The 25,672-nt window shown below is 56.0% G+C and carries 29 protein-coding genes and 1 tRNA gene; 17 read left to right on the plus strand and 13 right to left on the minus strand.

Annotated features, from left to right (window positions below; genetic code table 11):
* The first annotated feature begins 5 nt into the window (after nucleotides 1–5).
* Genes PYR65_RS10620 through PYR65_RS10630 form a run of 3 tightly spaced genes read left to right on the plus strand, consistent with a single transcriptional unit; the run spans nucleotide 6 to nucleotide 3,700 of the window.
* The gene (locus PYR65_RS10620) at nucleotides 6–986 is read left to right on the plus strand and encodes an ABC transporter substrate-binding protein (protein WP_276117939.1); all 981 of its coding nucleotides are present in this window, start codon (nucleotides 6–8) and stop codon (nucleotides 984–986) included.
* 9 nt (nucleotides 987–995) lie between these two features.
* A complete protein-coding gene (locus PYR65_RS10625) occupies nucleotides 996–2,690 on the plus strand; it encodes an ABC transporter permease (protein WP_276117940.1) in 1,695 nt (564 codons plus the stop codon).
* Nucleotides 2,678–3,700 (plus strand): ABC transporter ATP-binding protein, encoded by a 1,023-nt coding sequence (locus tag PYR65_RS10630; RefSeq protein ID WP_276117941.1) that lies wholly within the window; start codon nucleotides 2,678–2,680, stop codon nucleotides 3,698–3,700. Before PYR65_RS10625 ends, PYR65_RS10630 begins: the two co-directional genes overlap by 13 nt.
* 4 nt (nucleotides 3,701–3,704) lie before the next feature.
* On the opposite strand, the gene PYR65_RS10635 is transcribed toward PYR65_RS10630, so the two are convergent.
* Nucleotides 3,705–4,088, minus strand: a complete 384-nt coding sequence (locus tag PYR65_RS10635) for a DUF4189 domain-containing protein (protein WP_276117943.1) — start codon at nucleotides 4,086–4,088, stop codon at nucleotides 3,705–3,707.
* 209 nt (nucleotides 4,089–4,297) lie between these two features.
* On the opposite strand from PYR65_RS10635, the gene PYR65_RS10640 reads away from it, so the two are divergent.
* The 4 genes from PYR65_RS10640 to PYR65_RS10655 all read left to right on the plus strand — a co-directional run bounded on the left by PYR65_RS10640 (nucleotide 4,298) and on the right by PYR65_RS10655 (nucleotide 7,375).
* Nucleotides 4,298–5,404 (plus strand): endonuclease/exonuclease/phosphatase family protein, encoded by a 1,107-nt coding sequence (locus tag PYR65_RS10640; RefSeq protein WP_276117944.1) that lies wholly within the window; start codon nucleotides 4,298–4,300, stop codon nucleotides 5,402–5,404.
* Nucleotides 5,405–5,431: 27 nt separating this feature from the next.
* Nucleotides 5,432–6,160, plus strand: coding sequence for an NUDIX hydrolase (locus PYR65_RS10645; protein ID WP_276117945.1), 729 nt, complete (start codon nucleotides 5,432–5,434; stop codon nucleotides 6,158–6,160).
* 71 nt (nucleotides 6,161–6,231) lie between these two features.
* Entirely contained in the window at nucleotides 6,232–7,149 is a 918-nt protein-coding gene (locus PYR65_RS10650) for a PhzF family phenazine biosynthesis protein (protein WP_276117946.1), read from the plus strand.
* 150 nt (nucleotides 7,150–7,299) lie between these two features.
* A tRNA-Lys gene (locus tag PYR65_RS10655) sits at nucleotides 7,300–7,375 on the plus strand.
* Between the two features lie 230 nt (nucleotides 7,376–7,605).
* Here PYR65_RS10655 and PYR65_RS10660 read toward each other — a convergent pair.
* On the minus strand, nucleotides 7,606–7,995 hold the full coding sequence (locus PYR65_RS10660; RefSeq protein ID WP_276117947.1) for a putative phosphothreonine lyase domain-containing protein: 390 nt from the start codon (nucleotides 7,993–7,995) through the stop codon (nucleotides 7,606–7,608).
* A gap of 76 nt (nucleotides 7,996–8,071) precedes the next feature.
* Complete coding sequence (locus PYR65_RS10665; protein ID WP_276117948.1) at nucleotides 8,072–8,440, minus strand: hypothetical protein; 369 nt, start codon at nucleotides 8,438–8,440, stop codon at nucleotides 8,072–8,074.
* 474 nt (nucleotides 8,441–8,914) lie between these two features.
* Here PYR65_RS10665 and PYR65_RS10670 point away from each other — a divergent pair, with 474 nt between their 5' ends.
* The 5 genes from PYR65_RS10670 to PYR65_RS10690 all read left to right on the plus strand — a co-directional run bounded on the left by PYR65_RS10670 (nucleotide 8,915) and on the right by PYR65_RS10690 (nucleotide 10,991).
* Complete coding sequence (locus PYR65_RS10670; RefSeq protein ID WP_276117949.1) at nucleotides 8,915–9,181, plus strand: hypothetical protein; 267 nt, start codon at nucleotides 8,915–8,917, stop codon at nucleotides 9,179–9,181.
* Nucleotides 9,178–9,381, plus strand: coding sequence for a hypothetical protein (locus PYR65_RS10675; RefSeq protein WP_276117950.1), 204 nt, complete (start codon nucleotides 9,178–9,180; stop codon nucleotides 9,379–9,381). The genes PYR65_RS10670 and PYR65_RS10675 overlap by 4 nt, the downstream gene beginning before the upstream one ends.
* The gene (locus PYR65_RS10680; RefSeq protein ID WP_276117951.1) at nucleotides 9,378–9,788 is read left to right on the plus strand and encodes a DUF29 family protein; all 411 of its coding nucleotides are present in this window, start codon (nucleotides 9,378–9,380) and stop codon (nucleotides 9,786–9,788) included. Before PYR65_RS10675 ends, PYR65_RS10680 begins: the two co-directional genes overlap by 4 nt.
* A gap of 496 nt (nucleotides 9,789–10,284) precedes the next feature.
* Nucleotides 10,285–10,605, plus strand: coding sequence for a hypothetical protein (locus PYR65_RS10685; protein WP_276117952.1), 321 nt, complete (start codon nucleotides 10,285–10,287; stop codon nucleotides 10,603–10,605).
* The gene (locus tag PYR65_RS10690; protein ID WP_276117953.1) at nucleotides 10,605–10,991 is read left to right on the plus strand and encodes a hypothetical protein; all 387 of its coding nucleotides are present in this window, start codon (nucleotides 10,605–10,607) and stop codon (nucleotides 10,989–10,991) included. The genes PYR65_RS10685 and PYR65_RS10690 overlap by 1 nt, the downstream gene beginning before the upstream one ends.
* On the opposite strand, the gene PYR65_RS10695 is transcribed toward PYR65_RS10690, so the two are convergent.
* Nucleotides 10,953–11,498: a hypothetical protein gene (locus tag PYR65_RS10695; protein WP_276117954.1), complete on the minus strand. Its 546-nt coding sequence runs from the start codon at nucleotides 11,496–11,498 to the stop codon at nucleotides 10,953–10,955. The genes PYR65_RS10690 and PYR65_RS10695 overlap by 39 nt on opposite strands.
* Before the next feature lie 222 nt (nucleotides 11,499–11,720).
* Between PYR65_RS10695 and PYR65_RS10700 the strand changes: the two genes are divergently transcribed.
* On the plus strand, nucleotides 11,721–12,323 hold the full coding sequence (locus PYR65_RS10700; protein ID WP_276117955.1) for a hypothetical protein: 603 nt from the start codon (nucleotides 11,721–11,723) through the stop codon (nucleotides 12,321–12,323).
* Between the two features lie 830 nt (nucleotides 12,324–13,153).
* Nucleotides 13,154–13,669 (plus strand): Rossmann-fold NAD(P)-binding domain-containing protein, encoded by a 516-nt coding sequence (locus tag PYR65_RS10705; RefSeq protein ID WP_276117956.1) that lies wholly within the window; start codon nucleotides 13,154–13,156, stop codon nucleotides 13,667–13,669.
* A gap of 380 nt (nucleotides 13,670–14,049) precedes the next feature.
* Here the strand turns inward: PYR65_RS10705 and PYR65_RS10710 are convergent, their stop codons facing one another.
* The 5 genes from PYR65_RS10710 to PYR65_RS10730 all read right to left on the minus strand — a co-directional run bounded on the left by PYR65_RS10710 (nucleotide 14,050) and on the right by PYR65_RS10730 (nucleotide 20,671).
* Nucleotides 14,050–14,253, minus strand: a complete 204-nt coding sequence (locus PYR65_RS10710) for a hypothetical protein (protein ID WP_276117957.1) — start codon at nucleotides 14,251–14,253, stop codon at nucleotides 14,050–14,052.
* 210 nt (nucleotides 14,254–14,463) lie between these two features.
* The gene (locus tag PYR65_RS10715; protein ID WP_276117958.1) at nucleotides 14,464–16,194 is read right to left on the minus strand and encodes a hypothetical protein; all 1,731 of its coding nucleotides are present in this window, start codon (nucleotides 16,192–16,194) and stop codon (nucleotides 14,464–14,466) included.
* 240 nt (nucleotides 16,195–16,434) lie between these two features.
* Entirely contained in the window at nucleotides 16,435–17,397 is a 963-nt protein-coding gene (locus tag PYR65_RS10720; protein ID WP_276117959.1) for a hypothetical protein, read from the minus strand.
* 122 nt (nucleotides 17,398–17,519) lie between these two features.
* Nucleotides 17,520–19,322: an ATP-binding protein gene (locus PYR65_RS10725; RefSeq protein ID WP_276117960.1), complete on the minus strand. Its 1,803-nt coding sequence runs from the start codon at nucleotides 19,320–19,322 to the stop codon at nucleotides 17,520–17,522.
* Complete coding sequence (locus PYR65_RS10730) at nucleotides 19,319–20,671, minus strand: SIR2 family protein (protein ID WP_276117961.1); 1,353 nt, start codon at nucleotides 20,669–20,671, stop codon at nucleotides 19,319–19,321. The genes PYR65_RS10725 and PYR65_RS10730 overlap by 4 nt, the downstream gene beginning before the upstream one ends.
* 667 nt (nucleotides 20,672–21,338) lie before the next feature.
* Between PYR65_RS10730 and PYR65_RS10735 the strand changes: the two genes are divergently transcribed.
* Complete coding sequence (locus PYR65_RS10735; protein WP_276117962.1) at nucleotides 21,339–21,848, plus strand: hypothetical protein; 510 nt, start codon at nucleotides 21,339–21,341, stop codon at nucleotides 21,846–21,848.
* A gap of 40 nt (nucleotides 21,849–21,888) precedes the next feature.
* On the opposite strand, the gene PYR65_RS10740 is transcribed toward PYR65_RS10735, so the two are convergent.
* Together PYR65_RS10740 and PYR65_RS10745 are read right to left on the minus strand one after the other, a co-directional pair.
* The gene (locus tag PYR65_RS10740) at nucleotides 21,889–22,338 is read right to left on the minus strand and encodes a carboxymuconolactone decarboxylase family protein (protein WP_060504236.1); all 450 of its coding nucleotides are present in this window, start codon (nucleotides 22,336–22,338) and stop codon (nucleotides 21,889–21,891) included.
* Nucleotides 22,339–22,427: 89 nt separating this feature from the next.
* On the minus strand, nucleotides 22,428–23,048 hold the full coding sequence (locus PYR65_RS10745; RefSeq protein WP_276117963.1) for an RrF2 family transcriptional regulator: 621 nt from the start codon (nucleotides 23,046–23,048) through the stop codon (nucleotides 22,428–22,430).
* A gap of 304 nt (nucleotides 23,049–23,352) precedes the next feature.
* Between PYR65_RS10745 and PYR65_RS10750 the strand changes: the two genes are divergently transcribed.
* Complete coding sequence (locus tag PYR65_RS10750; RefSeq protein WP_156397558.1) at nucleotides 23,353–24,057, plus strand: SH3 domain-containing protein; 705 nt, start codon at nucleotides 23,353–23,355, stop codon at nucleotides 24,055–24,057.
* A 66-nt stretch (nucleotides 24,058–24,123) separates the two neighbouring features.
* On the opposite strand, the gene PYR65_RS10755 is transcribed toward PYR65_RS10750, so the two are convergent.
* On the minus strand, nucleotides 24,124–24,339 hold the full coding sequence (locus PYR65_RS10755) for a cold-shock protein (protein ID WP_276117964.1): 216 nt from the start codon (nucleotides 24,337–24,339) through the stop codon (nucleotides 24,124–24,126).
* A gap of 217 nt (nucleotides 24,340–24,556) precedes the next feature.
* On the opposite strand from PYR65_RS10755, the gene PYR65_RS10760 reads away from it, so the two are divergent.
* On the plus strand, nucleotides 24,557–25,141 hold the full coding sequence (locus tag PYR65_RS10760) for a hypothetical protein (protein WP_276117965.1): 585 nt from the start codon (nucleotides 24,557–24,559) through the stop codon (nucleotides 25,139–25,141).
* A gap of 150 nt (nucleotides 25,142–25,291) precedes the next feature.
* On the opposite strand, the gene PYR65_RS10765 is transcribed toward PYR65_RS10760, so the two are convergent.
* Nucleotides 25,292–25,660, minus strand: a complete 369-nt coding sequence (locus PYR65_RS10765; RefSeq protein ID WP_276117966.1) for a response regulator transcription factor — start codon at nucleotides 25,658–25,660, stop codon at nucleotides 25,292–25,294.
* Nucleotides 25,661–25,672: the final 12 nt, after the last annotated feature.

A 25,672-nucleotide genomic window follows, 5' to 3' on the forward strand; every position in this document is an offset into this window, starting at 1 on the left:
GACCGATGAAGACGTTGCTTGGTGCGTTCACCGCACTTGTTGCCGCCAGCCTGATCGCCGTTTCGGCGCATGCCGAAAACCTGGTGCTCTACACCAGCCAGCCTAACGAGGACGCGCAGGCCACCGTCGATGCCTTCAAGGCCGCCAATCCGGGCGTGGATGTTGAGTGGGTACGCGATGGCACGACCAAGATCATGGCCAAGCTGATGGCCGAGATCGAGGCGGGGAACCCGGTTGCCGACGTGCTTTTGATTGCCGATACCGTGACGCTGCAGCGGATGAAGGAAGCAGGCCAGCTCCTGAACTACACGTCGCCGGAGGCTGCCAACTACGATGCGGCGCTCTATGATGTTGATGGCGCCTATTACTCGACCAAGATGATCACCACCGGCATCATCTACAATACGGCGGCATCGCTGAAGCCGGCCGGCTGGAAGGATCTGACCGAGCCGGAAGCCAAGGGTCTGGTGACGATGCCGAGCCCGCTGACCTCTGGCGCTGCGCTGATCCATGCCCAGACGCTGACCGGCATCGACGGTTTTGGCTGGGACTACTACAAGGCACTGGCCGAAAACGGCGCCACGGCCGCAGGCGGCAATGGCGGCGTGCTGAAGGCTGTTGCCACCGGCGAGAAGGCCTATGGCATGGTGGTCGATTTCATGGCGGTCCGCGAAAAAGCCAAGGGCGCACCGGTCGAGTTCGTGTTTCCGGCGGAAGGCGTCAGTGCCGTGACCGAGCCGGTGGCAATCCTCAAGACCGCCAGGAATGTCGATACGGCCAAGAAGTTCGTCGATTTCCTCCTGTCCGAACCGGGCCAGCAGGTTTCCGTCAAGCTCGGCTATATTCCGGCCCGCAATGGCGCCGCTCTTCCGGAAGGCTTTCCGGCGCGCGACAGTATCAAGGTTCTGCCAATCGATGCCGCCGCAGCCGTGAAGAACTCGGAAGGCGACCTGAAGACCTTCTCCGGCATCTTCGGCACCAACTGATCGGTTCCCATGCCCAGACGATCTGCCAATCGAAGCAGCCAGCCCTCCTGGCTGCTTCCTTTCGTTGTTATCACCGTGTGCCTGCTGAGCGGACTGCCGCTGGCACGGCTGCTCTATGCCGGATTGCGTTTCTCCCTTGAGGGGAAAGCCACCGGCCTGTTTTCGGAACCCTCCGCTTGGTTTGCCATCCGCAACACGCTGATGACTGCGACTGGCGGCATGGTGATTTCCGTTGTGCTCGGCGCGAGTTTTGCCTTCGTCGTGACACTCACCGATATCCGCGCAAAAGGCTTTTTCAGCTTCGCCTTCGTGCTGCCGATGATGATCCCGCCGCAGGTGACGGCGCTGGCCTGGGTGCAGATGTCCGGGCCGGCCAGCCCGCTGTTGAAGACGCTCGGCATTGCGCCGCCGCTGGGCAGTCCACAGCCGCTCTATTCGCTGGGCGGGATCATGCTGCTCCTGGGCGTGCAGCATGCGCCACTGGTGTTTCTGGCGCTCAAGGCAGGGCTTGCAGCCTTGCCGCGCGACGGTGTCGAGGCTGCGCGTCTTTCCGGTGCCGCGCCGATGCGGGTATTTCGCGACATCATCTTTCCGCTGGCCGTGCCCGGCCTGATCGCCGGGGCGGCGATTGCCTTCGTATCGTGCGTCGGCAATTTCGGCATTCCCGCGATCCTTGGAATTCCTGCATCGATCTTCGTACTCCCGACGCTGGTCTACAGCCGCCTTTCGAGTTTTGGCGCGGGCACATTTGCCGAGATGGCGCAGCTTTCGATGGTGATCGCCGTCATTGCCGCGCTCGGTCTGGTGATCCAGCAGCGGGCCTTGCGGGGCAGGGATTACCGAATCATCGGACTGTCGGGCCAGAGTGCGGCCTTCGCGCTCGGTCCGTTGCGTTCAATCGCGGAGGCTGGGTTTTCACTGGTGCTGTTCTTCGTCCTTGCCGCACCGCTCGCCGCTCTCGTCGCCAGCTCGCTGGTCCCCGCCTATGGCGTGCCGCTCAATATCCAGACCATGTCGCTGCATGCCTATAGCGAGATCCTGTTTCGCCAGTCCGTGACGCTGACGGCGTTTGCCAATTCGCTGTTTCTGGCCGGGACCACGGCCTGCGGGCTGTTGCTGGTCACGGTGCTCACCGCCTATCTGCTTGCCCGCCGCCCCGGAAAACTGGCCGATCTTATGACCGGCCTGATCGAAATTCCCTATGCGCTTCCCGGCATCGTGCTGGCCGTGGCGTTCATCCTGATGTTTGCTGCGCCGTTGCCGCTCGTCAACGTCTCGATCTACGGCACGATCTGGATCATCCTGATTGCTTATTTCTCCAGCTTCTTTGCCGTCAGCCTCAAGCCCGTGGCCAGCGCCTTCCTGCAGCTCGATCCGTCACTCGAAGAGGCCGCCCGGCTTTCCGGCGCAGGCTTTGGCCGGCGCATGCGCGACATTCTCGTTCCGCTCATTGCCCCTGCGGCGGGCGCTTCCGTCATTCTCGTCTTTCTTATTGCCTGCAGCGAGTTGACGGTGTCGGCGCTGCTCTGGTCGGCGGGGACGCAAACGCTCGGCGTGGCGATCTTTAATCTCGACGACAGCGGCAGTTCCGATCTGGCCTCGGCGCTCTCCGTTCTCGTCGTCATCATGGTGGTCATCCTGATGCTCGCTCTGGAAATGCTGGCGAAACACCTTCCAAGAGGCGTACTGCCATGGCGCAACTGATCCTCAATCACCTCAGCAAGGATTTCGGCACCGGCCGGGCTGCGGTCTCCGATGTGTCGCTCACCGTGCGCGAAGGCGGCTTTCTGGCTCTGCTTGGCCCTTCCGGTTGCGGCAAGACGACGGTGCTGCGCATGATCGCCGGTTTCGAACAGCCGAGCGACGGGTCGATCGTGCTGGGCGAGCGGACCCTGGCCGATGCCAGCGGCGCGCTGCCGCCGGAAAAACGCAACATGGCGATGGTGTTTCAATCCTATGCGCTGTGGCCGCATATGACCGTGGCTGAGAATGTCGGTTATCCGCTGAAAGTGCGTGGCATCACCGGCGCCGCATGGCAGGCGCGCGTCAAGGAGGCACTGTCGGTTGTGCGGCTGGAGGATTTCGCCGGGCGGCGTCCGGCCGATCTGTCCGGCGGTCAAAGACAGCGCGTGGCGCTTGCCCGCTGCCTTGTTACCGCGCCGGACGTGGTGCTGCTCGACGAACCACTGGCCAATCTCGACCGCCACCTGAAGGCTGCAATGGAAGAAACCTTTCGCGAGTTCCATGCCCGGTCCGGCGCGACGATGATCTACGTGACCCACGACCAGGGCGAGGCGATGGCGCTGGCGACCGACATTGCCATCATGTCCGAAGGGCGGTTGATACAAGTTGCCTCGCCGCAGGAGATCTATGCCCGGCCGGAAGGCCGGGTGGTCGGCGGGCTGGTCGGGCAGGGTGCCATTCTGGATCTCGCACTGCCGGAGCACGGCCCGCGTCTCCTGTCATGGCCAACGATCGAAACAGCTTTCCGCCAGACGTCGGCCCCAGGCCGCGCCGTGCTGGTGCGCCCCGAACATGTGGTAGCGGACCCGGCCGGGATTTTGCTGCAGGTGATAGCCTGCGTCTTCGAGGGCGAGCGCTTTGCCCTGTCGCTTCGCACGGCCGGCGGGCAGGGCCTCAGGGCCTATGCCACGCATCCGATGGATTGCGGCGTCCTGCAGCCATTCGTGATCCGGCAGGCATGGCTTTTGTGATCAATCAGTTGGCGCCGGAACATTGCCAGCGGATCACCCGGCAGCTGTCGGAATGATTGGAGCAGGCGGCAAGTGCTGCGCGTTGCGCCCGCCGGCTTCCCGGCGCCCAGTCGGAACCCCAGCCACCGTCTGCCCCGCGCGCCACCGCTCCGCAGCCATTCTTGAACCAGATCGCAACCCGGCAATCGCGGGCATTCCGGTCGCAATGCGACTGCGCCACCTCTTCGGCCTCCAAGCGCGAGGAATAGTCATACGACCAGCCGGTTGCGCCTGTTTTCGGCGAAAGCGAGATCGCGCCGAAACTGTCGGCGTGGGCCGTTGCCGCGCCAAGGCCAAGGAAGGCCAGGGCCGATATCACCGCCGTGGCCGTGCGTTTCCAGTTTGACATGTCCATTCCTCTCATGGGGCCGTGCATCCCGCCGGCCCATCTTGCAAGTGGGAAACGGCCTGTCAGGATCAATTATTCGCTCCCTGCGGATCACCCCAAAAATGGCCCCGGTGCAGCCCATCATCCGGCCGGATTGGCAGACGGAGAAAGGCCTTCGCCTTTTGCGGTTGATTGGCTAAAGTCGCCGCGATTGCATCCGGAAACTGCTGATGACCCTTCGCCTTGCCACCTTCAATATCGAGAACCTGATGAGCCGGTTCGATTTTTCCGGCTTTCGCAACAACCTCAAGCAGGATCGCGTTCTCAGGCTCTTCGACGTCAAGAACGAGGCGGAATACCAGCGGCTGGAGGAAGCCCGCACCATCGCTTATACCGATGACACGCGGCAGATGTCGGCGCTCGCCATTGCCGATTGCGACGCCGATATCCTCTGCCTGCAGGAAGCCGACAATATGGCGGCGTTGCAGGCTTTCGAATACGGCTATCTCTTCCGCATGGTCGGCAATGGCTACCGCCAGAAATATCTGATCGAGGGCAATGACAGCCGGGGGATCGATGTCGCGGTTCTCGTGCGCGAGGAGACCCGCGACGGCCAGAAGATCGAATGCGTCGATGTCAAATCGCATGCCGGTGTCACTTACGCCGATTTCAACCTGTTCAACGATGCCCTGGCACTCACCAATGTGCCCGGCGACCGCATTTTCAAGCGCGATTGCCTGGAGCTGGATTTTCGCATCGGCGGCCGGCCGTTCACGCTGTTTGTCGTGCATTTCAAGTCGATGGGCCCGGCGCGCGACGGGCTGGATGGACGCACGGCCACCATGCCGGTGCGCGCTGCCGAGGTGGCTGCGGTCCGCCGCATCGTCGAAAACAGGTTTGGCGCCGATCATCTGAACGGCAAGATGTTCGCGATCTGCGGCGACATGAACGATTATCAAGAGCGTGTCGATGTGCTCGGCGACCGGCGCACCGGCTATCGTTTCGAGCCGCGCCAGGAGACCGAAAGCGCGCTGGATGTGTTCAGCCATGACGGCTTTGTGGAAAACGTCATGCGCCGGCGCCCGGAACTCGACCGCTGGACGCTGTTTCACAGCCGCGGGCCGCAGGAGCGGCATCTTTGCCAGCTCGACTATATCTGGCTCTCCAGGGCGCTTGCCGAGCGCAATCCCGCGAGCGTGCCCGAGATCATCCGCGGCGGCCAGCCCTACCGGACGATCTTTCCGAAGGGGCAGGAGGTCGAACGCTATCCGAGAACCGGATGGGACCGGCCGAAAGCCTCCGATCACTGCCCGGTGGTCATTTCGCTGGACATATGAACCTTTCAGAGCGGATTTTGTGAACCCATGACAAGCACGTTATCCACATGGCCCGGCGACCGGCTGATCTTTCCGGTCGATCGCATCCAAGTCGAAGTGTCGGACGCGCCGCATCCCTTCTGCCTTGCGCATGAGGCGGAAATCACTGCCAACTGGGACCGGGAGGTGGCGGCCAATCCTGCCTTGTTTGACGGCCGCATGCTGTTGATGCGGGCACTGGAGCTTGGCGGCGGCGCCTTGTCTGGAACCTGCCATATCGTTCCCTTCTCGGCGTTTCTGCTCTGGCGCAAGACCCGCCCGGCCGGGGCAGCGCTGCATCTGTTCGGCCTGCCGGTGATCGTATCTTCGGACGGTGCGGTGATCGCCATTCGCATGGGCCAGCACACCGCCAATCCGGGCCGTGTCTATTGCGCTGCGGGCTCGCTCGATCCGGGTGACATCAGCGGCGGATATTGCGATATCGACGGCAACATGGCGCGCGAGGTGATGGAGGAAACGGGTCTTGCGCTATCGGACGCCAAAAGCGTCTCCGGTTTCCATGGTCTGCGCCATCAGGACGCCGTGACCCTGTTTCGTGCCTATCATTTTGAAGAGACTGCGGCCGAGTTGATCGACAGGATTCTCGCTCATATCGCTGCCGATCCGGAGCCGGAAATCGACGCCGCCCTTGCCATCCGCACCGCCGATCCCGGGCAGCATCCGTATCCGCCCTTCATGCCGCCGGTTCTGCAATGGGTTTTCGGCACCGTAAAGTGACGCTTTTGCGCTTGCCGGGAGCGACCTGCCATGCAAGGTCTGATACCTGAAAACAGCAAAGGGAGACCATCGTGGCGCGTCGCTATGCAATCTACGACGTTTTCACCGCCAACAGGCTGGAGGGAAATCCGCTCGCCGTTGTCTTTGACGGCGATGGCCTCAGCGATGCTGCGATGCAGGCGATTGCCGGCGAGTTCAACCTGTCGGAAACGGTGTTTCTGCAGCCGCCGCAAAAAACCGGGCATGCCGCAAAACTGCGGATTTTCACGCCTGCCTATGAACTGCCGTTTGCCGGCCACCCGACGGTGGGCGCCGCTGTTGCGTTAGCGGAAGATGGGCGCTCGTTTGACGATAAAGACTATGACCTCGTGCAGATGCTGGAGGAAAATGTCGGCCCCGTGCGCTGCGCCGTGCGCGGCCGCTCAGGCGAGGCGACCTTTGCCGAATTCGACGTGCCGCGCAAATCGGTGCGGCTCGATGCCAAATTCGACCGGCAGGCGATCGCCGATGCCTTCAGCCTGAAGGCGACGCAGATCGGCTTTGAAAACCATGTGCCCTCGTTCTGGAGCGCCGGGGTCCCTTTCGTGACGATCCCGGTTCACGATGTGAGCGCGGCCGCTGCCGTGGAGTTCGACGCAGCACAGTGGGAGCAGATCACCCCGATCGCCGAGGGCCGGCTCGCCGCCGCCTATCTCTATTGCCGCGGCGGCGTCAACCATGCCGCCCGCTTCCATACGCGGATGTTTTCTCCCGCCATGGGCATTTCAGAGGACCCGGCGACGGGCTCCGCGCTTGCCGCCTTTTCCGGCGCCATCCACAGTTTCGACCGGCTGATCGACGGCCATCATCCGTTCCTGGTGGAGCAGGGCGTGGAGATGGGGCGCCCGTCGCTGCTGCACCTTCATATCGACGTCTCCGGCGGCGAAATCAGCACGGCCCGGATCGGCGGACAGGCGGTGAAGATCGCGGCCGGTGAACTTTATCTTTGAAAAACAGCCTCTAAACAGCCCATACAGATTTTTTGAAGAAATCCGAAAGAAAATCACCGGAGGAACTAGACAAGCCCGGCGAACCCCATTATACGCCGCATCACACCACAGCAATGTGGTTCTAGAGGCCGCAAACGAAGCGGTTCTGGCGGGTGATTAGCTCAGTTGGTAGAGCAGCTGACTCTTAATCAGCGGGTCGTAGGTTCGAACCCTACATCACCCACCATTTTCTCCTTTGAGATCAAGCAATTACGGCTAATCTTTAACTTAGATTATATACCACGACAGCCGCCATGTATCACAGTCATATCACGCCTTAAAAAGACGTCGTTTTTAGATTGTTTGTTTAAGCTTTTTACCTCCGCCTACGGAGGCCTGAAAACTGTGGATAATCCAGTGCTATCCGCAGCTATGGCTCGATAACAGGTCTGTGGGTGACCAGACTTACGAACGATTTCAAGACGGCTTGAATATCGGACCCTCGAAATCGGACGAGCGGTAAAGATATTCGTCACGCCGTTCTGTTGTCGCCAAGTCTGATTTATACCGCAGTTCACCCTCGACGCCGATTTCACGAATCGTCTGGAGGGTCTCGGCAACGGTCTCTCGATCAGATGTCGCGCAATAGACGCATACCAGGTCATGGCCGATTTTCTGGCGGAGCTGGATCGTTGACTTTTTGACTGCGGCCACCCTGCCGTCTACGGCCGCGTCTTCAAGCTCTTCCCAAAATTTTCCGATATCTGGCACCGGGATCGGCACCATCCACTTGCCCGACGACGCTTCGTCCGTCTCGCGTATGAAGGTCCGGAATTCAAATTTTGAAAGTACCGGAAACCATTGCATAAAAAATCCTCCCCTGCTGCCGCGCCGCACACGCGGGCTCGCATTACCATCGCTCTACCACCGAACATCTTGACGATCAGTCCATTGGCAAAATGAAGTCTTCCGGATACGCGATCATCAACTCGCGGTATCCCAGCAACCGGCCATCACACCGCTTTACTTTCGCTTTGCTCGTATACCGAGTGATGACCCAACGATACTGACGATCATCGACAAACACGTGCCCTCTGCCGTGAATATCATCGTCAAAATTTTCAGTGTCTCTGATCGCTTGTCGCACTTTTGAAACGTTTTCATCGGACAAATCAGCTGCTGATCCACCAATGTTTACCTCGCCAAGCGCTCCGTCGAATGCCCGTCGATGAGCGTCATTGAGTGCAAGATGTAATGCAAACAAGTTTTGAATGGTGTCGTCGGACAGGTCGGGCATTGACTCTAAGGACATGCGGTCATCTCCATTTTGTTGGACCGCCTCATTATATAGAGGCCGGTGGAGATGAGTTTCAAGTCGAAGGAGGATGATTGTGATGTGCCAGCGTACGTCAAACGATTCCTTGACCTTTCTCTTTTCAGAGACCGCTCTGCCACTGAGCTAACGCTGGCACACCAAAGTTGCTTGCCGTTTTCAAACCTGGACAAGCGCGCCTCTTGGGCAGGTTCGACCATTTCGAGCCCCGGTCGCTGGCTGTCCCGTCGAAGCTAATGTACCTGGCTATAATTCATCAATCGCCATCGGCACGAAACCGCCGCCGAAATATGACTTTTGAGACATATCCAGCAACAAATATGACATATAAGACATAAATTAACGCAACCTATGATGCCTTCCCAGTAACCTATTTCAAATCATTTTAGGTTGCGCTAGACTCCCGAAATCGTTGACTTAAGCGGGTGAAACCAAGCCGGAGTTAGTGTTGACATGCCGGACAATCAGGGCCTTCGCGACAGGCTCAAGCTAAAATATTTACCCTTCGATCCGACGCCCGAGGCAATTGCCGAAGCTGAAGCTTTCATCGCGATGTCGGACGCCGAACAGGCTCATGAACTAGAAATCAGTTTTAATGAGCGGGCGGAGGTTTTGATCAGCCTTGTGACCGCACAGGCTCTTTACAAGGACCCAGCCGACCGCGATCCGGGCTCCATCACGGAGGCCAAGGTCGCCGCACATCCGGAGCGCTACAAATGACATCCCTGCCTGACGCGCATCCGCTTGTTCTGTATTCACGCGGCCAGATCAGCCGCCAAGTCGCAATCGAAAAGCTGCAAATCCTTGATTATGCCACGCTGCTCGTGCTCCTCGGCGATGCCGATTTGCCGATGCCAATGCCGTCGGATGAGCAAATCCAGCGAGAGATCGAGACCTTCAGGGCGATGATGCGGACATGACACGGTACGACGACGATTTCGTCGCCTGGACTCGGCAACAGGCCACTCTGCTGCGCTCGATGCCCGATCATGGCCTCGATATCGAGCACCTAGTCGAGGAAATCGAAGGTCTCGGCCGGTCTGCCATTGCTGATCTGTCGTCGGCGATCAGGCAGGTCTTGGAAGGTCTCGTCCGTCGGTCAATCGATCCCGACTCGATCAGTCTAGAGGATATCTATTCGGCACAGGCGGACGTGATTATTAGTGCTGATGGGGGCGTCTGGCGGCATATCGATCTCGACAGGGTGTGGCGGCTCGCGAGGCGAGCGGTGGATGTCAATGGGCCCGAGAAATGTCCGATCACTACCGAGCATCTGATTTCTGAGGATTTCGAAATCGAGCGAGTGATGCGGCTGATCCGATCTTGACTCTACCTGCCTATAAGAACAAAACAAGAACTATGCGCCATCGCCGAGGCGTCGATCTTACACGCCAGCCGGACCCGCCTCATGTTGAGCGACTACAGGAGGTCGGCGACCTGTACGACGTCGCCAATCGCTTTCAAGACTTGTCCGGATGGGCTCTGATTGGTGGCCGGTGCGCTTGGTGCGAAAGCGAAGGCTGGATTGACCGCGATTGGCTTGAAGGAAAATTTCCAAATGCCATTATCATCAACCTGGCACCGCTGCTGAGATGCCGGAAGTGCGGTGCAAAAGGCAGCAATCGTTGGATTCTGGGCAAGCCACATCGCTAGATTGTAACAAATCAGGGGCAAAATCGGAAATTTGCCCCTGAATAGTTACACAACTCATTGAAACGGTACCTTTTTTCGCACGTCGTTAAATTTTGAGTGTTGACAGAAAGTGCTTGTTAGGAACTCGTACCGGAAGTTGTCTTCACGAATTTCGAACCAGGAGAAATGACATGGCTCAGCATCGCAGCGTCCCTTGCCCAGCCCAGGCTGTTGCAGTTCAGACGGGCGCGATTTTTTCGGTGCTCGCTGCAGGTGCCGTCAATGCTCATATGTCCGGCGTCGCGGCAGCACGCCAAGCTCGCGAAGATCACAACTGCCACATCCTGGCACATCAAGCCCACGAAGCTTCTGTTGCGGCTCATGACTGGGCTGATCTGGCTCGTGCCCAGGCTATTGAGATCGAGCGCCTGAAGGCTGAAAACTTTCGTTTGACTAAGGTCGCTAAGCAAAATTTCGAGTTGGCGCAGCGCTTAGCAAAGAAGGCTGCCTGATGACGGATGATCTTGAAATGAGCGTAGATATCGCGCTCGGAAAATGGCGTCGTCGGGAGATTTCGGAAGTGGATGTCTTTCGCCTGACAGGCCTGCGTTCGGCGGCGCAGCTCGCTGACGCGCATGTTGAGATGATCGAAAACGAGCGAATGGCGCAGGAGGACAAGTTGATGACACCGGCAGAGCGTGAAGCGGAAGATATCCTGGCTCAGGCATATGACTCGTACGGAGATATCTTGCGAGAGGACCCTGAGCGGCTGCCGGACATTTTGAAAGCCATCACGGAAAATCGCCGCCGCCTGGAAATGAAGGCGGCAGCGCAGTTTAATGCTCGTCGCAAGGGTCGTTCAGGCCGCGAGAACGTGGTCGCTTTCCCGAGCCGCTAATCTAAGGCGGAAACCATCCATGCGAGTGACCAGGCCGGGGATAGTCTCCCTGGCCTTTTCATTTTTGGGCGCTTCAAGACCGGGTATGATTCCATCGTGACCGCTCAAAAGCATCGAAATCTTGCTCTGTGGAGCCTCAGACAGAGATCGCATCGCTTTGTCATTCGTTGAAAGACCCGACAGCCATTCCTGGTGCGACGGTTCCAGCTGCGATAGGTCAATCGAAAAACGTTCGTCCGGCTTTGCTGCAGCAAACAGCTTTATCTGCATGGCTGCGCTCGCGTTGGACAGTGTATCGGCCGCTCTCTGGTGGCCTTCTTCAATGCTACGGTCAATCTCGTAAAGGTCTTTGCTCGGTAGATCGAGCGGTCCCGGCGTCGCGCTTCCGCCGCCACCTCCTCCAGGAAGCAATCCGCAGAATTGCCGCCAGCACCAATCCATTGCGGTCAGCCCGCCCTTAGCGAGGTTTGCCATCGCCATCAAAATTGCCATGAAAAATGCTCTCATTTTCTTTATCTCCCTATTTCAATGAGTAACTGAGGACATCGTTCGCCGGAGCCAAGCATTCGACAAACACAAATCATACAATCACACAACACTAAAAATATATTTCGTTGACAATCCTAGCTTTCATCAAGGCTGACCTAATTTGCAATAACACAATTCACTTGCGCCCATAAAAATCTCGCCAAAGACTTCTCTCATGTTCACGCCAGACCGGAGATAAACATGGAGAAATTGTTGACATTGTCCAAAAAAGAAATTGAACAGCGAACGGTATACTATGTTGACAGCCTCGGAGAGCGCAGCGGCCGACGTGCTATTGCAGCTCGCATTTTGGGGGTGTCGCTGAGATCGATTGATGCATGGTGCGCTCCGTCAGACCCCCGCGTGATCCCAGCCGACAAGCTGATGCAGCTCGTGATCGAGGCGCACTTTCGCGAGCTGTACGTCATCAATTATTCTAAAATCATCGACATTTACGACGACTGTGACGACCTGATCGGCAGCACCAATCGTGCGGCGGACGCGTCATTTTTGGCCGATACACATTGCAGAAGGATCGCTATGAGACCGCGAGGAGGCGGCTGGGCGACGCCGGAACTCATCATGTCGGAAGAGCAAATCCTGAGGTCACGACTCCGAAAAATTGTGACGTCAGGCGAAATCGAAAAGCGTCAGATTTGCCGAACACTCGGCTGCGATGAATATGCGCTTATCGACATGCAGTCCGAACTCAGACGCGCGAGATTTGGGAGGATGCCGGATCGGACCGGCATCGAAATCCTGGAGGGCTACGTTTGGGGTCAGTCAGGGGAGTATGCCGCATGAAAAAAGCAATCCCGCTTACGGGCTCATCATCCAATCTCGCCGCCGATCTCAGGCCGGATGGGCCCCTTGCGCCGCTCTATCGTCAAATCCTAAAAGTTGCGCAGACGCACTCGCATCCTCGTACAAGGGCCCTTTTCCAACAGATGTACGACGGTCGAATGGGCGCGTCGCCGACTGGGTATCAGCAGCCTAAACCTGCACCCGAGCCGAAACCAGTACCGGTTATAAGAGGTCCCGAACCGCGACGAGCGCCACCGCCAAGACCAGCATTCAAGCGGCCATCCGCATTTAGAACGTAACCAAAAGGTCCCGGAAACGGGGCCTTTTTCAATGGTCGTGCGAAAAATGCAAAAAAATCAGCCCGCGATTTGTAATGCTCGGGCGGACCGCTACGTAATGTGAGTTAGTAACGCGTACAACGGTGTAACATGAGTAAGACGACCCCGACCCCGACCCCGACCAAGACGAAGGCCAAAAAGCTCACCCCAGCTCAGGCACACGCCGCCCGGCAAGCGATGTTCAGAGAAATCGAACAGCGTTTGAGTCCAGTCCTGAGCGGCCTAGCTGCGTCAATCGTAGCTAGCCGCCCGGCGCGCAAGGCTCTCGTCCGCGACAAGTAGCGGCCGACAAAATCCCATCGGCGGAAACGTTTGTGTAATTTTCAAAATAATTCGTTGACAGTGTGAGCGTTTTCCTAAGCATTTGTTTTATCAACGTTTTATTGCTTGTGTAGTTTTCGCCGATGGCCAAGAATTTAATTATCACCAAGGCGCTGGTGACCGGTAAGCAAAAAAATCAGGCCGGGAAACACTGAAAGAAGGAAGAGAAATATGTTTTACTTAGCATCGGTTGAATACGTCGGACCAAATCAGGACGATGATCGCTACGTTGACTCAACGGAAATCCAAGTCCTCAAGAGCCCGGTCAAGATAAATGGCATGGGCGCAGACATCTTGGATGGCTGGGCCGGTGAATACAACGGATGGAGCACCTCGGCGGATGGCGTGGCTGCGACGCTTGAAGAAGCGGAAGCAAAAATTTTTGCTTTGTGGGGCGATGTCCGCGAGATAGATCACGACGGCAGAGACCCATCCGTCAATATTGCGGCCGTGTACAAGCCCGGAAAATATGCACCTCTGTCTAGGTCGTCGGTCATTGAAATCGTATGGGAAGATTTTAATGACAGGATTACTGCCGAAAGCACTGACGAGGACCTTGAATACGCCGCGTTCAACGCAGAATCCGTTGCAAATGATCATGAATGGACGTGTAACGGCTTGGCTTTGACGATTGCCGGAGAGATTAGGGCCGCCAAACTTAAAGAAGTAGAAGTCGAAGCGGCCTGATCAATGTTTGATTACCCCTCAAAAGCCCGGAGTAAGACCCGGGCTTTTGCCGTTATTGTGCCTCTATAATCCTTTTAACAGCATCCAGTTTTGACCGGCAATCGGCACCGGCCTTTGCCTTCCTTCACCGTCACAGTTATGTTTCCATAGACCGGTTCGGCCGAGCACGTCAGCAGGCTCCTCGGCACCTCGATCTTCTGGAGCTGGACCTGCGTGATGATCCTCGGCTCCTGGTGTTGACAGCCAGCCAGGATCGTTACGAAAATGACAAACGAAACCACCGTCACAGCTCTTCCGAAAACGTCTCTCAGGGCTACGTCCGAATCTCCTGATAAACGGCTTCGCCAGCGCATCCGGAATTTCGATTTCTTCGACCGTGGCTATGTCGTCGGCGACTGCCTCGATAGGGCTTCTGAAGCAGCGGTTTCTACAACAAAAACTTCCAGTGCGCCGATCTGAATCTTATAGGCGGCCTCGATTTCCTTGGCGGCGGCGGCGTTGTTGTTGGCCGTCTGGATGGCCGAGCAGAACGCGTCTTCAATCGCCTGACTAATCGCAAACTCAATAATCGTCAGCCTATTCAAGCTCCGTTGATCGCCCCGAAAATAGTGGCCTTTGCCGTTTCAAAGGAACTTAACTTGCCTTCGGTTCCAGCGCCTCATATGCGCCATTCCCCATGTCTGGTGTCCAATAATCATCATTATCGGACACCAGCTGACAGGGCGAAGGACCAGTTGTGACGATGAGCCTCATCGCCGTTGAACTCTCCCTGACAAGTCCGAGTCGAGTCACGATTATAGAGCTTCTTCGCCCACTGCCACGGAAGGTTTCGCAGCCTCGCTCGTCAGCTTCTCCATCCTTTCTACAAAGCCCCACCCGCGCACGCGGCCTCTGTTATATTCAGACTCGGCTCCGATTTTTTCCATTGCCGTCCCCGCAAGGTTTAACGCCGTCACGCCGTCTGGTGTTGGGTTGGTGATCTTCATAATCTCCCGGAGCCCGGAGAGAGCATTCTGTAGTCTCGGTCCCTGAAGGGTCTTAAACGCCTTGAAGTAGTCATCGACAGTCGCCTTGGCGAGGATGCCAATTAGGCGCGGACTCATGCTCGAATTGTAAAGTTCGTCCAGTGCCTCTTCAAAAGTTGTCGTTGTCTGATGGCCTTTGAGTTCAGCTTCCAAGATCGCGGCCAGATCGGGATGTACTTCTTCGCGCAGGTAAGCTTCAGTCACATCGAAAGATCGGGGGGTGCCTTTCTTTGCTGTCACGTACGCCGCCGTAATGGCCTTGAACTGGTCCTCTTTGCCAAATTCTTTCAGTAGGTTCGCAAGAGCGTTCAGGTCGGCTAGCTCGTGGTGAGTCACGTGCTTGATGAAGCATCTTACAAGCCGTTCAATAACCTCCTCTTCTTCGGTAGAGAACGAAAAGATGTGTTGGTCCCAAGCTTCTCGCAATTGCGCCGCAGCCGCGAGCTGGACGGCTTGCGCGTGAAGCAATCCAGCGTGTTCATCAATGATTTTCGGGTCAAAATATCCAGCCTGGATGCTACTCATCACCGCCGAATCGAATATGCTGGTGGTGGTAAAGCCGTACTCGGTCAGTTGCTGATCCCAAGCATTCTCTTGCTCCGTAGGTTCGTCCTTCTGGTTTATGCCAGACCATTCCGAACGCTTCCGCAGGTACTCCCACGATGGAGCGATGTCAGGCTGCAAGTGTGACCAGGCCAGAAGCGCGATGCTGCTCGCGGTATTCATGAACACCGAAGGCGCGAACCTCGAAAGCAGCGGCTCAATCGCTTTCACAAGGTCGTATATTTTCCTTATGACCCGGACGTTATCTACGCCGAGCTTCGTGACGCGTTCGCGTACATAGTTGGCCGCCTCGGTCTTGTCAGTGATCGCAATCGCCGCACACTCTTCCGGTGTCGGCTCGAAGAGCAAGCTCCTATCGACGACCTTTTCAAGGTAGCTACGGAACTGCTTGTCGTCGTTGCTCTGGAACGCTTCCTCGTTCAGTAAGATGACGACCTTGCAGAGCCGGTCCTCTTTCAAGTGGGATATGTAACCAAGCACGTCACCGATATCGAGGCCTGCCCCTTTGCGTTCCAGGTCGTCAAAGCACACGATCTGCTTGCCGATCATCATGGAGAGAGCGGAAACAACAGCCTGTCCGAAGCCCTCGCCAAAAATCGCAGGCATAAAGGACGCAGCTACCTTTCGGAGAATTTTTTCCCCATCGTTCAGCCGCGTCCTCAGCTTTTCATTCGATATGTAGTCACCGATTTCGTTCCGTGGCGAAGTCGCCTGCAAAATAGCGGTCTTGATCTCGGCAACCGAATTGATCCCGAATAGGGAAACGTAAGCATACTGGCCGAGTGCGATTGCGTCTTGCTTTCCCCGAAGCCTCTTTGTTTGCTGGTGCCAATTATAGGTCTTCCCGGTGCCCCAGCGCCCACGAATGCATAGGACTTCGGGCCTATCGGTAGACAGGAATGTTTCGATGGCTTTAGTGACGTGTTCAACAGACATAGAAGTCCTGCGGGTCAAGGTGTGCGATTCTTGCAGGCTTCCTGGCTGGCGCGTTCTCTCCCACAATCGCTCAGGGATCGGTAGAGTTGCAGTCGGGCGTCGTCAACAGGATTATTCCAGAGGACAGCGCTCGCTACGACTGCGCCCGTCGCGATCTCAATGCGAGGGACAATGGTCATCGTGTTACCCTATCAGTCTATTTCCTCAAGGACCGCCGCTGTGCTTCGTGTCCAGGGGTTGTCAGTCGTGCTGCGATAGGCGCATGACCTGCCGCATGCACAAATCGCCATCGGGATGGCAGGTGGTAAGCATCTCTCCATTAATCATCCGAAATTCTCGGACATCCAGCGGGTCAAAGAGTTCGAACGGGAGCGGTATCTTGGCATTGGGGTTGTGAAAAACGCGCAAGCCGTCCCGGAGGCTCTCGATATAATCGCCTTTATTCGCAGCGATGGAAATCAGCTCCGAATTGTTTCGTATCCGGGTCGCCTGAAAAACAAATTGCTCGGTGCTTCGGCCGAGGGCTCGCACTTTGCCGTAAGTCGCAACGCTGCTGTAGATCACGGCACTGACACACGCGAACTCCGGATGGTTGAAAATTCCAAGCGGGAGGGAGATGTTCTCATTTTTTGAAAACTTCTTTCGCTCTTCAAGGTCGTACAACAGCCGCTGCATCGCGACATCGCCCAGTTGGAAGCTGTCGGGCGTCCCAAAGTTGTGCAAAGCGATAACAAAGGATTTGCCCTGGACATGGGGCAGGCCAGAGTACCGGCGATCATAGAGACGACGTTTCGCGTCGAGACTGTTGTATAGCCGCGCCAGGGTTTCCGTATAGCGTTGTTCAATATGTCTGCCCCCGGTGAGGTCGCTGATGGATTTCTTCCACTCCGGGGTCGCGTTTTCAGCGTGGCTGGAGATTACTGCTTCGACGACCATTGGGAGGTCGCGAGCCACAAAATCTGGGGCGTCGAACGAAAAATCGACGTTGATGTCCAAGCTTTTGAAGACCGCATAGAGGTAAAGCTCCCACCAACAGCTGTTGAAGGTCGTCTGAAATTCTCGAACGAACTTGTTGTCTCGGTCAATGAAGCCCTTGGCCCAGTCCGCCAAGACTTCACGGACGTCCCAGTCGCTTTCTGACATCAGTCGCTTGAAATTTGGGTGCTGGCGGTTCGGAGTAACAAGGGGCGTAAACAGGTCCATGATGCTATTGCGCGGCTTTCCAAAGGTGAGAATTAGATAAGAGTACCGTGAAGCAGATGCCCCAATGACCATCTGGACCGGGCTGAGGGTTGCAGCCTTTCGCGACGAACCTAATCGTCTGCTTACTCGTTGTCCTCAGGAGCTTTGCTCCAACCCCAATAGGTTTGGTATCGTGGCCCATGAGATTGCGGTTGCTGCCCCTTCTCTGGGCGGTCGATAAGAATGGGCAAGGGGGCGGGCAGCTCTGGACCGACAATAATTGCTTCCCCTTGACCAAGCGATGGGATGAAGGCCGCAGCGTCACGGTCGAGATCGCCGCAAGCGCGCTCGATTGTTTCGCGGTCCCGCTCATTTGTGAGGCGATGAACGAACAGCGTACCCAACTGGCTCAACACGTCGGTTGGTACGTCCCGAGGGCGTTGGGTCGCAATTCCCGTTGTCAATCCGTACTTGCGCCCTTCCTTGGCAATCAGGCCAAATGCGTCCAGGGTGACGTGATTGGTTTCGTCGCCGATTGAGCGGCCGATGAATTGATGAGCTTCATCAAGGAAGCAAACCAACGGCACTTGTTGAAATACGTTTTTTCGAGCAAGGCCGAGTAGATGACGGCCCAACGTATTCAGAAGCAACTCTCTGGTGTGGTATTTGAAACTCACGTGCTCGAATGAGAGCACCAGAGCGTTCTGGCTTGGGTCGTTGATGAAATCCTGGATTTCCTTGCAAATATCGACGCCTTCGTGGGAGAACAAGCAACGCATTTCTGACGAAGACAGATAGGTTTCAACGCGGACGATCAAAGAGTTACAGGCGCTGAGGGCAAAGTCATCCCAATCGCCAAATTGGCCAAGGTTGTTCTTCGTATACTGTTTTACGCACTCTTCCTTGATCTGATCTGGAAGTAGACTGATGTCGAAGTCGCAAACGTGCGATTCGAGCTGAGATGCCAAGTCGATGAGAGCAAGTGCATGGGCGGTACGGCTGTTTTCACGCTTCCTAACTGTGCCACGTTTACTCACCTCAATGAAACCTTTTCGATTTCCGAGCGTGTAAATCTCGGTTTCGCCTTCTTCGACAGCGCGATGGAAAGCGTGCTCGTTCCCTCGCAACGCTCCTGCGAGGCGAAGACTTTTAATCGCATTTCGCAGATTCGGTCCCTGCATCTGCGCAGACGGCGTAAGTAACGCATAAAGATCGATTTCAGACATTTCGCCGTATGGAAACCGGGCTAGGGGCTGTTGCTCAGTGCCTTTCGAAAAGGAAAACTCCTTCGCCCCGGCGATTTTTCCGGCAAACTCTCCAGTGGGATCGAACAGGATACACTTTCCACCAAGGCGAACGATCTCGTTGAGCAGCTTAGAAAGGGTCCAGCTCTTACCGCCGCCGGTCGCACCGAAAATCCCGCAGTGTCGCCCAAAGAGCTTCTCTGGCGGCATGGCGATGTCCGCACCAGCAATTCCAGATAATCGACCAAGGTTCACAAGTAGTCGCTCGTCTTTTCCCTCTCCAACTTCGCCTTGGAGCGCCTCGCGAATGGCAGATGCTAGAGCGTTACCATCCGCCAGGTAAATTCCATCGCCAACACGCGGTTTGACGTTGATGCCGCGTGTTACCTTGTGAGTTGCCTTACTGATTGTCGCAAGCAGTTGGGCGCGGCCTTGTGGTTCGGCTGAAGCGTCGGCCTCCATTTGCCTCTCAAGGCCCGAGCGTTGCCGCTCTGGCACCGCTACGTCGGTTATCCGGCCCAGAATGCACTCTTGATCGCAGTCGACGAAAATAAAATCACCCGTTGTTCCCCTGGCCAAACCCCGTTGGCCGCTGGCCGCCAGTGCTTTGGGGATGGTAAGTTCGATGTAGGAGGCACCGACCCGCGTGACGGTTCCCACCCGTTTATCTGAATCGACGAGGGCGGATGAGGGTTGGTTCATTGGGGGAAATCCCTGATCTGATCGAGCCGCATTTGCAAACGCTGCCGGTCTGTTTCGCCAGCGATTGCAGGGATGGCATCGACCAAATCCTCAAACCTACCGTTTAACACGGTGATCCGAGGATCACCCTCCTGGACGAGACGCATTATCTTCTTCTGGAATTTTTTCTGCTTATCAATCTCCAGATCAAGCAGGTGATCCGGCTGATATCCGTCGAGCTTTATCGGGTTTATGAAAGAGGGATCAACGAGCACCAGCCGGAGTGAGAGGTTCGACTCCAATGCTGACCAGATTGGTGCGCTGATATGGTCATCTGCGAAACCAAAACCCGCGACGAAAAGCGCAGTATCAGGCTCCCGGAGCGCTGCTTGAAATGCCGCGAACGCATCCAAGTAGGGAACCTCGAACGCCTGCTGGTACTTGGTCGAGCGCGGATAGATTAGAACCGGCTCATGGCCCGGCTGGTTGACCGCCATCGATCTGACGACCACGCCGTCAGATTTTCTCCGCCAGTCGACCGATCCATGCAGTTTGTACAGGTGGAAAACGGCTTCGATGTAGTCAGCCTTGGTGCCCGACGTTTGCCGCCGCACGATATCGTGCTGGAAATAATCGCGATTGAACCGCTGCTCTGCGCTGTGAGAGAAGCCATCGACAAGGACGACACCTAATCGTGAGGCCGATTCCTCAATGCAAAGGTCGTAATTTGTCGTGAATACCTTCACCCGTGGCTTGTCGACGGTACGCTTCGCGAGCTTTTGCACGAAGGCTTTATGTGCAGGCAAATCAGTGTCCTGGTCGACGAAGTTTACCTTGGTGAGAATAGCACTCTCAGCCGCAGCGATGAAAGTTCGCAGTCTTTGAACTTCGCCCTTTGGGTCAATCTTTTCGGCTGTCGTCGCACGGATTTCGGTCAGTTCCAGTTTCATTTTGCAAAGGCTGAGTAGGGTCTCGATGTCCCCAGCCCTGGGCTTTCCCTTGTCGTCTAGGGGGATGGCACCGACTAATTCGATGACCATATTATCGAACGTTTCGTAGTCGAGGTCGAGTTCGCTGACCTTTGCCCGAGCGGCATGCCAAAGATCGCTCATGCCAGGCGCTTGGCCTTTGGCTTCGTCTGGGTTGTTTGCGCAGAACGATGCTCCCGACCCAAGGAGAGACAGCACATTCGTAGAGTGGAGCGATTGGAGAAGCGCCTCCTCAACCCGCGCCTTGGCCCCTGCGATCCTCCTACTGCCTGGGTCTTCAGGATTAGCTTCCTGATCATGCCAGGCCAGCCATTGTCCCTCCCGTGTAAGAAGGCGCAGATTTTCTGCCGCACCTTGCCTTTTATCCCAGTAACCGCCCACCGATTGCCCCCGACTCGATCAACACAGAGTTGCTGCGATACTACCCATGGCTTTAAGAACGGAACAAGTCCGGTGCCAGGCAAACAAGCTGTCATTTTTTGCAAACCCGAACGACATGAGAGCCACTGCTACGGAACAAAATAAGAACAAAATCGCTCTTTGTCTGTGTGAAAATCGGCCATTGGTTTGAAACCAAGCCTTGACATCCGTGAACAAAATAGGAACATATGCCTTTCGTTTTTGGAGGATATTCCTATGTCGAGCCGTAAGGGTGAACTCACTGCAGCGGGGATAGACCGAGGTTGGCCTCATCAAGTCGCGCTCGCTGCTCACCTTTGCACTGGCAAACAAAGTGCGGCGCATGATGAATTCTGCAGGTGCCTATCTCGGTGTGTGCGGGGTCATAGTGTCCGATTTGAAGATGTCGGCTACATCGTCCACTGTTTTTCGATCCGCGACGATGCTGCAGCCTTCATGATGCAGTTTGGCGGGGAATGGTTCGACCCTAGGGAAAGGGGAAATGGCACCAACTGGTTTAAATGGTACAAGGGCAGCAAGTCGGGAGCGGGGGAACAATACAGTGGCCGGAACCGGTGATGCATGTGCTTGAGGTTGCAAGGAGTTGGCTTCTTGGTGCACACAGCAGCGCATGTTTGGTAAGGATGCGATGGCGGAAGCAAAGATACTGCTCGCCGGGATGGGAGGAATTGCAAGTTGTGTCCGACAAAGCGGCCTTGTTGGCGAGAGCCAAGGCGGAGCGTCCACTGAGTCGGTCAACGGCGGCATCAAGATAGACGGGCTGTTTGAGCGGTTGGTCGCTCTCAGTCGTGAATCGATGGCGCGCTATCTGCCGAACCTATACAGCTATACAACTGTTCAGCGATCAAACTTATTTGCAACGACAAGAGTTCGCGGCCCAGATTATGGGGCTCATTATAATGCTCTTAACATTTGGCGATGTGCTCGGATGAAGTTCGGTCATCAATCGGTTTCCCTAACCTGGCTGAAGAAGTCTCAAGATGTTAAACTTCTCAGCCAGGCCAGGCTCGTCTTTTCACTTCTACATCCCAGAAACTCGCCTAATGGATTTCCGAAAATACATATGAAGGCGCTTTCGATGCTCGGCATCTTTGCACACTGCTTGGCGAGCCGCTTGACGCTTTCGCTCATCAGGTGACTGCAGGGCGGTATCACCGCCCCGCGAACTTACACAAATATCAGGCGGCTTTAACCGACACCGGAAGCCGGAAAGGCGCACCCAATCTATTGAAGGCATTCATGGCGGCGATGGTGATCGTGAGATCGACCAGGTCCTTCGGTTCGAATGCCGAGGAAGCAGCCGCATAAGCTTCATCCGATGCGTGTGTTTCGCTTACCCGCGTCACTTCTTCGGCCCAAGCGAGAGCCGCACGTTGTTGGTCGGTGAAAATGTGAGGCACCTCGTCCCAGACCGGTACCAGCGCGACTTTGTCAACTGACATGGTCTTGCGGAGATCACGACCGTGCATGTCAATGCAGTGGGCGCAACCGTTGATCTGGGAGACCCTGAGAAAGACGAGGTGGATTAGCTCTTCAGGCAGATTGGTGTTCTTCATCACATAATTGTGGACTCCGAGCAGAGCTTTTGCGCCGTCCGGGGCGACTTCGTACCAGTTCATGCGTGTCATCGAATTGATCCTTTCAATTTCTGATGGTTGCAGTTTTCCCGCCGCCGACACGCAGTGTCGGCGTTAGGTATTCTCGAATTATTCTTCACTTACCGGGGCGGGCGCGCTGCCTTCAGCGCCGTCACGCGTGCGGTCTCACGTGCCGCCGTGCGGTCGCGAAACCAGTCGGCAACCAAGCTCTCGAAGGCTTCAGGCCGCCCCCCTTGAGCCAGATCGGCCAAGCTTGTCCTTGCCAACTCCGAGCGCATGCGTTTTTCAGCCCTGAGCATCACCGCATGGATACGACAGACACCGTTTATCGACCAAGGGGGCGGAGTGCCACCGAACAACACACAACCGCGACGCACTTCCTTGCAGTCAAACAGCTTACGATCACCTTCGATGGCGTCGACAACATCCCGAACCGACACGTCCGCAGGGGATTTAGCCAACTCATAGCCGCCACTGATCCCGTCGGCGGAGTTGACGATGCCCGCTTTTTCCAGCTTCGGCATGATCTTTGCCACCATCGCCGCCGGTAGGCCCTGCATCTCCGCCAGGTCGCGGCTGCTGGCGCGTTTAGGATGTTCGGCGACAAGCCAAAGAAGGGTATGTAGCCCGTACTCAATTGAGACTCCGAACAAGCTGACGCCTTTGCGGTGGCCCGAGCCTTCGCTGTCTGCCAAGGCCCGACCAAGGTCGCCAATCGCGTCTACGTCTTCCTGGGTCAAACGCCACCTGTTTTCATCCGCGTTAAAACTATAACGCCACCTACATAAGTCCGCGTTAAAAGTCAATCTGAAAGTAAATGTTTTGCCGCGTTGGATTGTGGCGAATTCGCATCCGTTCGAAGAACGCGCGTCGACTTGGCCTGCGTCAGAAGTCCAGACTTGTACCGGGGTCAGCTTGTTGATTTCATCTGCGATTCTGATCGCTGGAAAGCGTGATAGCAACGGGAAACGCCTTATTATTACACCTTATACTTGTCTGGGCGCGTATTGTGGGCCAAATTTCGTTCCCGGGGGGAACTTGGCAATGCGGAAGCGATATTGGCTGGTAGGAGCGATTGTTATTTATGCCGTCAGTCGCCTGACGAGTAGTGACCCCGGTGGGGACGATGCCGGTGTCGCGAACGTTCCCTCTGCTTCTGAACAGCTAAAACGCCGCCCCTCGGTCAGCACCGAAACATCGAAATCGTCTTCCGAGACCGCCCTGTCCGAAGCAACGGATGCAGACGCGCGAAATTTTGATCCAGAGGAACAAGCTGAGAGTTTTCCGGCTCGGTTTGTCACCGGCAAACGCGTAGCGTTTCGAAAGGGGCCATCCACTGGGGATGAACTCATTGATCGCCTGGACAGCGGACGGCAAATCCTTCTGATGAAGCAGTCCGGCGAATGGTCTCGGGTAAGAGACCAACTGACCCAGCGCGATGGTTGGGTCGCCTCACGATTTCTGACCGAAAAGCAAACGCCGTATGGGGAAAAGCCCTCGAAGAAGGCGTCAAAGCAGCCAGAGCGCGAGAAGTCGATTCCGACAATTCCGGACTCGACGATAGTTCAGCGCATCATCGCTGAGTCTCTCGCGAGCTATCCCAGCTCTTGCGCGTGTCCCTATAACACCGACCGTGGTGGTCGGCGCTGTGGGAAAAGGAGCGCCTATTCGAAGCCGGGCGGTTACGCGCCGATCTGCTACCCACAGGACGTGACGCAGGCGATGATTGACGCGGTCCGACGACAATAGTGTTAGTTGAATATAGACCATGCCTGGGACAGCGCCCCGACATCGCAAGCGTGGTAAGCCTACTGGTCACGCTGATTGGAGGTGAATATTTACGGCTTTGGGGCCTTTGCCAGTACGATCTGGCTCGGCATCGAACGATATTTTCTGGCCATCGCGCAAAGATTGAATGCCCGAGGCTTGCAGGGCGGAAATGTGGATAAAAATGTCCTTGCCGCCGTCGTCAGGCGTAATGAAGCCAAAGCCCTTGTCAGCATTGTAAAATTTGACGGTTCCCAAAGTCATCGACTTCCTCCGAATTTCACACCGTCTATAAGGTGCAACGCAGCGCGCAGAAGCGCAACCAGTCTTGGTGACTGAGCGCACACACCGTGATCAATCATTATTGCTTTTACAACCATTTCTGATTACGAATGCAACCACACGATTTTAGCTATCGCATGAAGCCTTAGCACTTCCTCCCTGCCGCTATGATGGATGGTAGGCGGATTGAGGACTTACTATGTCAGCTATTTCAGGCGTGAACTCCGCTGCACTTCTCATATTGCAACAGACCAATTCCACAAGTTCGATAAAGGACGACAAATCTGCCTCAGATAATTTGGTAGCCGTCGCCAATGGCGTCGGTGAAAAGATCGGAATGTCTGCACAGCCAGGACAGGCGCAGTCCCGAATTTCCGAGGCGATGTTTAGCGTAGACAACGTCAACATCAACAAGATGAAGCTGGAACTGATCGAACGTGCCGGTCAGAAACTCGGTTTTGATAAAAGCGATTTTGACAGCGAGGCCGATTTCGCTCGCCAGATGAGGAAGCAGGTCATAACCATGCATGCTTCCGGGGCCGATCAGAAGATCGCCGAAATCGAGAAGGAACTCGGCCTCGACAAACTCGGCATCTCCTTGCTGGACGTTGTCTCCAGCGCACGAAACCCCGATCTCGATGACGCTGTGACGCAGGCTCTGAAAGAGCGAGAGGGCGCGAAAAACAAGGAAGAAGCCGAGAAGGCGGAAAAGGAACGCGACGCTTTGCCCCCATCATCCCTAGCGCCTGATGAAATTGGCCTGTACGGGGCAGCCAATAACTAATCTCCTGTTGCTTGCATGAATCGTGAGGTCGAGGGACTATGCCACCGGATCATCGGATGGCAGTGCCCACGACCTAATGTCGATCTAAATGCCTCAGCTAAGCTTTTTGAACCGGGTATACCGGAGCCCGACGGCTTCGCTCTTTAGATTCTACTGTAGGCCTAGCCTCTGACTGATCACTGATAGAAAAGCTTTACCGCTGAAGGGCTTCCTTAAAACTGAGGAGGCGTCTTCGGCTGAGAGTTTTTCAACCAACTCGTAGCGACCCGTAATCAATATGACGGGGAGTTGCGGATGGTCCCGGTGAAGGATTTCTCGGAGCCGGAACCCATCCAGTCCAGGCATGCCAATATCAGTTACGACACAAGTAATACGGGCAAGGTCTAGGCTGGCCAAAAGTGTTTCAGCACCATCGAAGGAAAGGGCATCATATTCTGCCGACTCCAACAATTCCCGTAATGCTTGCCTAACGCGGTTGTCGTCATCAACTATAGCGATGAGTTGACGCTTGTCAGACATCTACCTTGTTTC

Origin of the sequence: Pararhizobium qamdonense (assembly GCF_029277445.1) — a bacterium.
Classification (GTDB): Bacteria; Pseudomonadota; Alphaproteobacteria; order Rhizobiales; family Rhizobiaceae; genus Pararhizobium; species Pararhizobium qamdonense.

Bases quoted from the DNA above. Each gene is read 5' to 3' on its own strand.
- PYR65_RS10740 (WP_060504236.1), bottom strand. From the start codon at position 22,338: ATGACACGCATGAACTGGTACGAAGTCGCCCCGGACGGCGCAAAAGCT.
- PYR65_RS10725 (WP_276117960.1), bottom strand. From the start codon at position 19,322: ATGAACCAACCCTCATCCGCCCTCGTCGATTCAGATAAACGGGTGGGA.
- PYR65_RS10685 (WP_276117952.1), top strand. From the start codon at position 10,285: ATGGCTCAGCATCGCAGCGTCCCTTGCCCAGCCCAGGCTGTTGCAGTT.
- PYR65_RS10750 (WP_156397558.1), top strand. From the start codon at position 23,353: ATGCGGAAGCGATATTGGCTGGTAGGAGCGATTGTTATTTATGCCGTC.
- PYR65_RS10665 (WP_276117948.1), bottom strand. From the start codon at position 8,440: ATGTCCTTAGAGTCAATGCCCGACCTGTCCGACGACACCATTCAAAAC.
- PYR65_RS10645 (WP_276117945.1), top strand. From the start codon at position 5,432: ATGACAAGCACGTTATCCACATGGCCCGGCGACCGGCTGATCTTTCCG.
- PYR65_RS10625 (WP_276117940.1), top strand. From the start codon at position 996: ATGCCCAGACGATCTGCCAATCGAAGCAGCCAGCCCTCCTGGCTGCTT.
- PYR65_RS10720 (WP_276117959.1), bottom strand. From the start codon at position 17,397: ATGGACCTGTTTACGCCCCTTGTTACTCCGAACCGCCAGCACCCAAAT.
- PYR65_RS10670 (WP_276117949.1), top strand. From the start codon at position 8,915: ATGCCGGACAATCAGGGCCTTCGCGACAGGCTCAAGCTAAAATATTTA.
- PYR65_RS10660 (WP_276117947.1), bottom strand. From the start codon at position 7,995: ATGCAATGGTTTCCGGTACTTTCAAAATTTGAATTCCGGACCTTCATA.
- PYR65_RS10635 (WP_276117943.1), bottom strand. From the start codon at position 4,088: ATGTCAAACTGGAAACGCACGGCCACGGCGGTGATATCGGCCCTGGCC.
- PYR65_RS10630 (WP_276117941.1), top strand. From the start codon at position 2,678: ATGGCGCAACTGATCCTCAATCACCTCAGCAAGGATTTCGGCACCGGC.
- PYR65_RS10755 (WP_276117964.1), bottom strand. From the start codon at position 24,339: ATGACTTTGGGAACCGTCAAATTTTACAATGCTGACAAGGGCTTTGGC.
- PYR65_RS10675 (WP_276117950.1), top strand. From the start codon at position 9,178: ATGACATCCCTGCCTGACGCGCATCCGCTTGTTCTGTATTCACGCGGC.
- PYR65_RS10620 (WP_276117939.1), top strand. From the start codon at position 6: ATGAAGACGTTGCTTGGTGCGTTCACCGCACTTGTTGCCGCCAGCCTG.
- PYR65_RS10735 (WP_276117962.1), top strand. From the start codon at position 21,339: ATGGCGGAAGCAAAGATACTGCTCGCCGGGATGGGAGGAATTGCAAGT.
- PYR65_RS10640 (WP_276117944.1), top strand. From the start codon at position 4,298: ATGACCCTTCGCCTTGCCACCTTCAATATCGAGAACCTGATGAGCCGG.
- PYR65_RS10765 (WP_276117966.1), bottom strand. From the start codon at position 25,660: ATGTCTGACAAGCGTCAACTCATCGCTATAGTTGATGACGACAACCGC.
- PYR65_RS10705 (WP_276117956.1), top strand. From the start codon at position 13,154: ATGTTTTACTTAGCATCGGTTGAATACGTCGGACCAAATCAGGACGAT.
- PYR65_RS10715 (WP_276117958.1), bottom strand. From the start codon at position 16,194: ATGTCTGTTGAACACGTCACTAAAGCCATCGAAACATTCCTGTCTACC.
- PYR65_RS10690 (WP_276117953.1), top strand. From the start codon at position 10,605: ATGACGGATGATCTTGAAATGAGCGTAGATATCGCGCTCGGAAAATGG.
- PYR65_RS10695 (WP_276117954.1), bottom strand. From the start codon at position 11,498: ATGAGAGCATTTTTCATGGCAATTTTGATGGCGATGGCAAACCTCGCT.
- PYR65_RS10680 (WP_276117951.1), top strand. From the start codon at position 9,378: ATGACACGGTACGACGACGATTTCGTCGCCTGGACTCGGCAACAGGCC.
- PYR65_RS10700 (WP_276117955.1), top strand. From the start codon at position 11,721: ATGGAGAAATTGTTGACATTGTCCAAAAAAGAAATTGAACAGCGAACG.
- PYR65_RS10760 (WP_276117965.1), top strand. From the start codon at position 24,557: ATGTCAGCTATTTCAGGCGTGAACTCCGCTGCACTTCTCATATTGCAA.